Here is a 314-nt window from a genome sequence, read left to right on the forward strand (position 1 = left end):
CAACGTCTATAGTAACGGTATATCAGCGATCGTGCTGCTAGTGGCGTACTGCGCGTCGCCTTTCTCCATCTCCACCCGAACTTCGGGGAAACACTGCGACACGACAGTATGACGGCACTTGCCACGACTAGCCCTGCACACGCAGGACGATCTTTCCAACGTTGGCGTCGCTCTCCATCCGGGCATGGGCCTCATTGGCCTCGGTCCACGGCAGGACCGTGTCGATGACCGGACGCAGCCGGCCGTCTGCAAAGCGCGGCAGCGCCCAGTCGGCCAACTGTGAGGTGAGCCGGAGCTTCTCTCGCAGCGGCAGG

General features: G+C 62.4%; 1 protein-coding gene. It reads right to left on the minus strand.

What is annotated here, in order from left to right:
* Positions 1 to 127: 127 nt before the first annotated feature.
* Positions 128 to 314, minus strand: a 187-nt coding sequence (locus PA598K_RS31785; RefSeq protein ID WP_148092017.1) for a zinc-binding dehydrogenase, incomplete at its 5' end; no start/stop codon positions are given.

The organism is Paenibacillus sp. 598K (genome assembly GCF_003851045.1).
Lineage (GTDB): Bacteria > Bacillota > Bacilli > Paenibacillales > Paenibacillaceae > Paenibacillus_D.